8 protein-coding genes are annotated in these 8,658 nt (G+C 47.2%); 4 read left to right on the top strand and 4 right to left on the bottom strand.

The annotated features are described in order from the left end of the window. Positions 1-168 precede the first annotated feature (168 nt). From O3C43_12675 to O3C43_12660, 4 genes are all read right to left on the bottom strand, one after another. Positions 169-777 (bottom strand): PepSY-associated TM helix domain-containing protein, encoded by a 609-nt coding sequence (locus O3C43_12675; GenBank protein MDA1067348.1) that lies wholly within the window; start codon positions 775-777, stop codon positions 169-171. 6 nt (positions 778-783) lie between these two features. Continuing rightward, positions 784-1,368, bottom strand: coding sequence for a PepSY-associated TM helix domain-containing protein (locus tag O3C43_12670; GenBank protein ID MDA1067347.1), 585 nt, complete (start codon positions 1,366-1,368; stop codon positions 784-786). A gap of 16 nt (positions 1,369-1,384) precedes the next feature. Then, positions 1,385-2,260 carry a cyanophycinase gene (locus tag O3C43_12665; GenBank protein MDA1067346.1) on the bottom strand — a complete coding sequence of 292 codons (876 nt, stop codon included), beginning with the start codon at positions 2,258-2,260 and terminating at the stop codon, positions 1,385-1,387. Between the two features lie 313 nt (positions 2,261-2,573). Further along, positions 2,574-3,335 carry an SDR family oxidoreductase gene (locus O3C43_12660; GenBank protein ID MDA1067345.1) on the bottom strand — a complete coding sequence of 254 codons (762 nt, stop codon included), beginning with the start codon at positions 3,333-3,335 and terminating at the stop codon, positions 2,574-2,576. A gap of 433 nt (positions 3,336-3,768) precedes the next feature. On the opposite strand from O3C43_12660, the gene O3C43_12655 reads away from it, so the two are divergent. The 4 genes from O3C43_12655 (at position 3,769) to O3C43_12640 (ending at position 8,586) form a co-directional block, all read left to right on the top strand. Then, the gene (locus O3C43_12655) at positions 3,769-4,911 is read left to right on the top strand and encodes an MFS transporter (protein MDA1067344.1); all 1,143 of its coding nucleotides are present in this window, start codon (positions 3,769-3,771) and stop codon (positions 4,909-4,911) included. Positions 4,912-5,289: 378 nt separating this feature from the next. Next, a complete protein-coding gene (locus O3C43_12650) occupies positions 5,290-5,853 on the top strand; it encodes an elongation factor P (GenBank protein ID MDA1067343.1) in 564 nt (187 codons plus the stop codon). Positions 5,854-5,868: 15 nt separating this feature from the next. Further along, a complete protein-coding gene (locus O3C43_12645) occupies positions 5,869-6,255 on the top strand; it encodes a peptidylprolyl isomerase (GenBank protein ID MDA1067342.1) in 387 nt (128 codons plus the stop codon). 990 nt (positions 6,256-7,245) lie between these two features. Continuing rightward, positions 7,246-8,586, top strand: coding sequence for a hypothetical protein (locus tag O3C43_12640; GenBank protein ID MDA1067341.1), 1,341 nt, complete (start codon positions 7,246-7,248; stop codon positions 8,584-8,586). Positions 8,587-8,658: the final 72 nt, after the last annotated feature.

Genomic DNA, 8,658 nt, shown 5'->3' with positions numbered 1-8,658 from the left:
TCTGGACCGCCAGCGCGAAGGACATTCTGGAAAAAGTAAAGCGTGCTCGAGCAAAGCTTGATATGTTACAGACTGCTTGACGCACTACACTAGCTTTATCAGACACTATTTTATCTTTGGGATGTGGAGATCCTGAACCAATCGCGGCGTAGATCGCTCCTACTGTTTTTACAGCCACACCATAAACAATCCAAAGCTCAGAAATCCACCGATCAGAGCTACAGCTCCCCATGCCCGCATGTTGCCTATGGTCCACCATATGATCATTCCGGTGATCACCCAGAGCACAAACGCCGAACAGACGACATCCACTACGAATGCCCAGGCGTCATTGAGGAAACTGTCATGACCGTAGCCTCCACGTGCATGCATCCCAGTTAGGAATTGCTGGGAAAACTTCTTTCTTTCCTGCATCACCAGCTTCTGTTCATCCATGTGGTAAATGAGCTGTTTCATTTTCGTGAAGTTCGGCAAATAAACGATCATTCGGTTGGGCGCTTGTCTGAAGCCTCCGAAGGCGTTGGTGTCTATTTCCGCGATATCCAACAATGCACGGGTTACATCCTTGGGGATTTCTCCCGTTGCAGGAATCTCGACGGTGCACTGCCATGAGGCCGTTTCCTTCCATTCACCTTCAGCTTGTCCGTTGCCATTGTTAAACCACGAGTTGTGGTTAAAAGCGATGGAGGTGATCCCATACATAATAAACCAGGGTAGGCAAAACATCCCCAGGTAGAGATGCAGGCGGCGATTGATGTGATGGAAATGGGGTTTCATCTGCTGCTAAATCGTGAAGATAAAAAATGCGAACAACATCGATCCCAGAATCATACTGAGCGTACCCAACTTGTGAGTCGGCTTCATTTTCCACCACATCCACAAGCCGGTGAACGCCCAGGCAAGAATGGCTACGATCACAAAGTCGACAATCACGGCCCAAACATCGTTGGCCCAGAAAGGTTGATTGAACCCACGTCGTCGATGAAGCATCTCCAAGAAGTTAGTCATACCGAATTCTTGTTTCTCCACCGTTACTTTTTCAGTTTCAGCGGACCAAATTATGCGGTAGGCACCGATGGGTCGATCACGGGTTATTTCGATTTGCCCACTCTCGATAGTTCCGCGAGTTCTGTGCGCACCTTCCAGGTCCAGGTCTTTGAGAATCTTCAGGCCAGCTGCCTCTGAGTCCAAGCCTTCAATCTGGTTTTGTTGATAGGTGACTTCTTCAACCATCTTGTAGTCGGGTGCTACCCGATTCTTCGAGCCATAAAATAATTCCCGGTGCTGCATCGCGATTGAACTCATTGCGTACATGAGAACCCAAGGTGTGAGAAATAATGCCAGGAGGAGATGTATTTTTCTGATCAACGAGTATTATTTTGAATTAACGATTTCTACTAATCACTTTTCTTTCCGCAAGGTTATACCTATCGCCAGGCGAGAGGAAATAAAACGAGGAGGAACTATCTGGAATTTGTTTTTGGCTGAACCCTTCACTTGACCAGAATGTTCCGTCGTAAACGACGACATAACTTTGGCCTATAACTTCAAATTCATCACCCTGGACCAGCATTGCCGTATTTTCGTCTATGCCAAATCCGAGAAGATGTGGATACTGTTTCAAGATGGTGAACATATCAAATTGTCTGTTGCGCGCCAGGAGATGCTGATCAATCGCTACGTTTCGAAGATAACCAAAACCCACTTCGTGATCCCCCGTCATGATCTGATTTCCACTGGTGTCTCCACGAGCCAAATACGATCCTTGAATCGATGCTCCGGCTGAACTTCCACCAATGACGCCGCCACGGTCCAATACTTCCCAAAGAAGCTCTTCGACCTTGGTCCCCTTGTAAGAGTCCACCAGACGCCATTGCCGACCTCCGCCAAACCACACGCCTTTGGCTGATTTCAACGGCTCTACAAAGGAATCCATATTAGCCTCGGTCGGATCGGTCGTGTGTAGAGGCGTCACCTGGGTTGCACCTAGGTTTCTAAACATATCCAGTTTCTGTTCAAGACTGGTTGGCGAAAATTCTCCGGAGGCAGTTGGAATCACCACGATGGGGGCGTCCTTACCTCCAGCCAATTCGATAAACCTTTCCAGGATGGACGTGTCCAATAGGCCACCGCCTACTATTACAAGCGAACCTTTTTGTGGGCCAACTGTTGTGGGAGTATCAGACTTGGATTGGGCCGAAATAAAACCAATGAGTACTATGTATATTATCCAGGGTAGGGGCGCTGTGAACTTTTTCATAGTGTGTCCGAAAAATATGACCTCACACCCCGGTAAGCAAGGGCGTTTTCAGCGAAGTATTTTTTCTTCGGCAATGGTTTTGAAAAGTATCAAAAAGCGTGGAATGATGAAATCTGGGTAGGGCTTGATCGCCGAGCGAGCCGTCTTACAATCTGCGGTTTTGGGCCAACTCAAAAACGAAGTCGAGAGTGAAGCGAACTACAACCGCTCTACCATTGTTCAGCTGGCGGCTCGTTACTCCGTTTTCTCCGTTTGCTTCTGTTTAAAAATTCGAGTCTACGTTGTTGGGATCAAGTTTCTTGTTCTGAGATATCTACTGAGCCGTATATCCACCATCGACCATCCACGCTGCACCAGTCACGAACGATGCTTCATTACTGGCAAGAAACGCGATTACGCCTGCCACCTCTTCCGCTTGGCCCATGCGGCCCAACGGGTGAAGTTTGCTCATGGTTTTATGAATCTCCTCAATCTTGGTTACGTTCTCTGTCAGGGCGGTATAAATGAAACCGGGGCAAACGGCATTTACGCGAATGCCATCCTTGGCGAGCCGAACCCCCATGTCTTTGGTTAATTGAACTACCGCACCTTTGCTACTTGGGTATGCATTGAATCCATCCGTGAAGGGCAAAACCGTCGGATAACCCACGGAGCTCATGATGGAGCCAAGATTGACGATGGAGCCACCTCCGCTTTTCCGCATGACTTCCACTGCGGCATGAGACATGAGCATTGTTCCCTTCACATTGACCTTCATCACGGTATCCCAGCGCTCCTCGAAACTGGCATCGCCGCTCACGTTTCTTTGAGTTATCCCGGCGGAGTTAACCAGTATATCGATTTGCCCAAATGCATCGAGCACCGTTTGAACCATGCGCTCAGTATCGGCTGGAATGGTTACATCCCCAGTCACCGTTTCAATAGCGCTGAACTCAGTTTTGAGGTCCGAAAGGGCATTCTCGTTGATATCCGAGGCCACGACTTTCGCCCCTTCTTCCAAGAACTTTTTCACGCTTGCCCGTCCGATACCTGACCCGGCGCCTGTGATCAATGCCACCTTATCCTTCAGTCTCATCCTGTTAGTTAGACCATGCATCTTATTTTTCTGCCAACACAATTTTGCATTCTGTCAGGATGGTAATTTTGTGGTACGCTTGCTTGCGATGTTGTGGCTATTTAACTCCGCCGTCGAGGCCCGCGGAGTGGGTTGATGTCCCGGCGTTGGATCGTTGGGCTCTTCCAGCTTTGCTGGATCCTGTTGGCGTGTAGCACTATCAAACAAAGCGTTGTTAAATATTAAACATCGCTCCCTGGGGTCCCTTGATCCACCAAAGGCGGAACAGAGTTCTAACAAGATTATTTGTCCTCATAGGATTGCAAGGTCTTATCTAAAAAGGACCGTTTCAAGGCCGGAAGGTATCCAGGTTAATACACATAAATAACATTTTGGTGGTCGCTTTTTAGATAGCTATTCCTTTTCTATGCCGTGCTTGCAGCCCAACATAACCATGAATTTAAACTGGATTCTTCGCATGTCCTGCATGATGCAAATCGCAGGCATTGGGATTTTGTTTGTGTTCGAAGCTGTGCGCATGAAAGACGTCGGCATTGGCGAAACCGCTATTGGCCTTATCTTAGGAGCCAGTAGTGGGATATTCATCATAAGCTCTTTGTTTTTTGGCCGCTTGGCCGACCGCAATCATCTACATAAGGCTTTCATTATTTGGGGTTCAATTGGCTACGGCGTGCTTATGCTCTACTTCTCCATCTGCGAGCATGTCTGGGAGTTTGTACTCTATTCTGTATTGAAGTCTATTCTGGTCCCCATGATTATCGGGATGATGCCTACGCTGGCGGTTGAAGCATTTGGTGGAGCTCGTCAGGGAAGAAGCTTTGGTATTTATCGCGCGTTTGGTTCCCTTGGTTTTACCGTCGGTGCTATGGGGTTACCGCTATTGTTTAATGACATCGCCACTATCAGCGCAGTGGGATCACTCTTTATATTTTTATCCATCCCTCTAGTCCTCCAAATCCCTGAACCGGATACCAACCCTCCGAAAGTGGCGCCGCTTGGTTTTCGTGGATTACATCCCGGGATTAAGCTGTTTCTCATCGCCTTCTTCTTTGTCGCATTGGCTGAGCCACCTGTTCATCAATTTTTCTCAGCCTATGCGCGCGAGTTGGGAGCCAGTACCCGCTCACTCGGTTTGTTATCGGGGCTGATGGGATTGGTCGCTCTTGTTTCGCTGCCTCTGATTGGTAAGTGGATTGATCACGTTAATCCCGTACACATTCTTGCCCTTGCATTTCTGGCTCAACCCCTGCGTGTAGTTGTTACCTCGTTTATTGGTCAGGTAGAAATGCTTTGGATCCCCATCATGTTTCACGGTCTCTGTTGGGGAGGTATCGAAGTTGCCGCCATCGTTTACCTATCCTCCTTGGCAAAGAAAGGACACAAAGCGACCGTCCTTTCCTACTACCTGGCTGTTCGCATGCTCGGTCAACTCTTCGGCGCCGCTCTTAGTGGTTACCTGGCGGAAAATGTCGGCTATGTTTTTATGTTCCGAATCATGTCCCTCGGGGCTTTAGTGGGTTCATTGATCTATATAGCCGGAACCTATCTGCCAAAGAAAGTGCGTCAGGGTTCCTAACCAGAGTTCGCTTTGTTGCTATTTGAACAAGACGAGCCGAACGGGACGGTCCTGGTAGTTTTGTATAAATAGTTTTCCTACACTATGCTGAACCTTATTTTCAGGATGGTTAACGGCTAAATCTCGTGCTGTGTCGTCATGCCGTTTGAAGTACTCGTTGATGCCTTTTCTTCTTTGGATGATTAGAGCTTTTTTTATGGTGAGGCATTGGATCGCCCGTCTGATTCACCGAGTGCTTTGTTTGGGCGAGGTATTTGAGTAAACAAAAGGCGCTGATATTCACCGGAGCGATAATTCGAGCGGAGTAGCCATAATTCATGGCTGGACACCAGTTATTTGCGCTGCTTACTTCAGCTACTTTTTAAAACACACAGGATCATGGCTAATACTCAGGTAAACAAAATATCGCGCGGCAATGTAATCGAATATCAAGGGCAACCTTGTTTCGTTTTGGAACGGACCATTCATACACCGCCCAACCTGACTTCCTTTTGCACGATGCAACTGCGCAATGTGAAAACCAATAAAGTGGTGCATGTGCGGACCAACGCCGGCGACAGCTTCAACGTGATGCATAACCAGAGCGTTAAAATGGAGTTTAGCTATGAAAACCAGGGTTTATTTGCGTTCATGGACCTGGAATCGTTCGAGCAGATAGAACTGAGTGCGGAGATCATCGGTGACGCCAGGAAATACATGGTGCCAGGATTGGAGTACAATATTATGATGGTTGAAGATGTACCGATGATGATCGATCTTCCGTTGAGCGTTCAAATGAAAGTGGTGGAGGCGCCAGTGGCCATTAAAGGCGACTCTTCAGGGAACGTACAAAAAATGGTGGTTACCGAAACCGGCTTGGAAGTCCGCACGCCTGCGTTCATCAAAGTGGACGACTCCATTAAAGTTAGCACGAGCGATAGTAGTTACCAGGGACGAGTTTAACCGTTGTCGAAACTTATGAATTCACCGGCTTCGATGGGATACCCGTTATATCGATTTTCGGTCGTGAGTGCCTTGCTAGTCGCTCTCGTTTTTGTCGGATGCACTAAGTCTAACACCCACGTTCAATTGGTCACTTATTTAGGCGTAATTACCATAGCAGTGTATGAGGAGGATGCGCCAGTCACAGCAGGGAACTTTTTGAGGTATGTGGATGAGCACCGGTTTGAGGGCGCCTACTTTTATCGTGTGGTTACCATGCTCAATCAACCGGACAACGATGTGCTGATAGAGGTTATCCAGGGTGGGTTGGGTAACGACGAGGCGCACACGAATCGACTCCCGCCCATCCGGCATGAGACAACCGAAGGAGCGGCGAGTACTTCCTGCTTTCTCAATCCTTAGGGACAGAGCCTACTCCTTTATTCTGTTCCCCATGATTTTGTCTCCTTTCTTTATGACAGAATCATTTAACCATTCCAAGAATCAGACCCGAAACCTGAAACCGCATTCCCCCCGGGAACGCCAAACCCCAGCATGGCATCTTTGAAGTTGATTGGTAATAAACGAACCAACCTTCCATGATATCGGACCGCTCAGGCTACGCTGAAAGCTTCGACCCGACACAGTCTGCGATCGGTCCCTACCTCATGATTCGTGTCGCTTGGTGTCCATCCGTGGTTTCATAATTACAATATCTGTGCCCATCTGAGCAATCTGTAGTTAAACTTTTAAAACCGTTATTATTGTAACTACGAAATACGCGAAATGGCGCGAAATTATTCTTCATCCTGTTTCGCGAAATTTAGCGTCTTTCGTAGTTAATAAATAATTTTTTATCCGCCACTGGCAGATTTCAATCAGACCGCCAAATAAACAAGGTATGAAGATTCTTTTTTCTCCGTTTCCTCCGTTTGCTTCTGTTCAAAAAAATACGTTCGAAGAAAAATGTTTTAACTACGAAAAGCGCAGAATTACGCGAAAAACTGAAGGCTGGTTCCTTTAAAAATCATAAACTAACCACGAATGGATCACGAATATTTTTTCGTTTTTTATCGGTGAAAATCAGTGCTATCAGTGGTTAAAATTTGTATCTTTTTTCCGTTTAGAAAGATGCCTTGAACCCTTCAGGATATCGGACCGCTCAGGCTACGCTGAAAGCTTCGACCCGACACAGTCGGCGATCAGTCCCTACCTCATGATTCCTGTCCATTCGTGGTTTCATAATTAAAATATCTGTGCCCATCTGAGCAATCTGTGGTTGAGTTAAACTTTGGTTGGTGCTTTGTTGCTCCAGGTTCTTTTTCGTCGTTTTCTAAGCAGAGACCGGGAACTTTTATCGAGCATCTCTTAACGCTTGGAAGACGTTGAGTTAGAGTATTTATTATTCTCCGTATGAAAAAAATGCTACTCATCCTTTTAAGTTTTTCATTTTGTGTAACCGTTTCGGCTGATCTTAAACGAGATGCTGAGCAGGCATTGGAGCGCGGGGTTAAATTCTTTCATTCGATCAGCACCGAGGGTGGTTACGTGTGGTACGTGACGTCGGATTTGAGCGAGCGATGGGGTGAAGGGATTGCTGATGAGAGTACCATCGAGGTTCAAGCTCCTGGAACACCCGCTGTGGGGATGGCGTTTTTGAGGGCGTATAATGTTACTCAATATAATCCGGCTATGCGTGCCACCAAGGATGCGGCTGATGCGTTGATAAGGGGACAAAACAGTTTAGGTGGATGGGATCACACCATAAATTTTAGCAAAGCCCCGTCGAGGGTTGTGAGCTTTGATGATGATCAGACCCAGTCGACGATAAGTTTCCTGATGGCAGCAGATTTCAAGTTTGGTGGAGAGGGATTCTGGGGGGCCATTGAGAAGTCTCTGAATTTGATGACCACCTCCCAGCTGAGTAATGGTGGTTGGCCACATAAGTTCCCTCGTCAGTTTAACTACCATGACTACGCAACCTTCAACGACGAAGGAATGAATGACTGTATTCGCGTCATGATTGAAGCGGACGGCTATTACAGCAATGATCAGATCGGGATTAGTTTAAATAGAGCGGCACGTTTTATAATGATGTCGCAACTTCCTCCCCCTCAACCAGGTTGGGCGCAGCAATACAATGAATTCAATCAACCCGCATGGGCGCGTAGTTTTGAGCCGCCTTCCCTTTGTCCGCTGGCAACGGTTAATAATCTGAACTCGCTGATGGACTTGGCCGTGGTTTTCAAGAAATCCGAGTATCTGGAGCCGATTCACGACTCTCTCCGTTGGTTGGATGATTGTCAGTTGCCCAATGGATTGTGGCCCCGGTTTATTGAGATTGGTACAGGGAAACCCCTTTACTATGACCGTGGACGGATTCGTGTAGACAGTCCTGAGGAGCTGAGTGAGGAGCGTCGAACGGGTTATGGTTACGAAACCGACCTGACTGAGAAAATCGCAAAAACCCGTGCTCGTTTTGAAAGACTCAATTTTAAAGGCTGGGATTTTGATAAGGAAGAGCCTGCTGATCCCATGCAGAGGATCACCGAGCTGGAGCCTAAGGTAAAGGCGATCGTTGAGGCCCAGGACAAAAAAGGTCGTTGGATAACAATTGATGATCGATTCAAGAAAAAGATTAAGGACCAAACGTGGAATGGAGAATGGGAAGTAAAAGACCGCATCAGCAGCCGGGTTTTCATCAATAATGTGAATACTCTTTGTGAGTTTCTGGAGTTGTTGAAAACGATTTGATTCTCCCAAGAACTGAACAACCAGGAAGTTGTAAGGAGCTTAAGAAAGGGCGATTATTTTTCTGGAGTTTGT

Source organism: Verrucomicrobiota bacterium, from assembly GCA_027622555.1.
Lineage (GTDB): Bacteria > Verrucomicrobiota > Verrucomicrobiia > Opitutales > UBA2995 > UBA2995.
The sequence above is the reverse complement of the archived record's forward strand: the minus strand, read 5'-3'. Positions and strand labels throughout refer to the sequence as shown.

What these genes read in the sequence shown, in the direction of transcription:
- O3C43_12675 (MDA1067348.1), bottom strand. Translation starts at nt 777, where the DNA reads ATGAAACCCCATTTCCATCACATCAATCGCCGCCTGCATCTCTACCTG.
- O3C43_12665 (MDA1067346.1), bottom strand. Translation starts at nt 2,260, where the DNA reads ATGAAAAAGTTCACAGCGCCCCTACCCTGGATAATATACATAGTACTC.
- O3C43_12660 (MDA1067345.1), bottom strand. Translation starts at nt 3,335, where the DNA reads ATGAGACTGAAGGATAAGGTGGCATTGATCACAGGCGCCGGGTCAGGT.
- O3C43_12655 (MDA1067344.1), top strand. Translation starts at nt 3,769, where the DNA reads ATGAATTTAAACTGGATTCTTCGCATGTCCTGCATGATGCAAATCGCA.
- O3C43_12650 (MDA1067343.1), top strand. Translation starts at nt 5,290, where the DNA reads ATGGCTAATACTCAGGTAAACAAAATATCGCGCGGCAATGTAATCGAA.
- O3C43_12645 (MDA1067342.1), top strand. Translation starts at nt 5,869, where the DNA reads ATGAATTCACCGGCTTCGATGGGATACCCGTTATATCGATTTTCGGTC.
- O3C43_12640 (MDA1067341.1), top strand. Translation starts at nt 7,246, where the DNA reads ATGAAAAAAATGCTACTCATCCTTTTAAGTTTTTCATTTTGTGTAACC.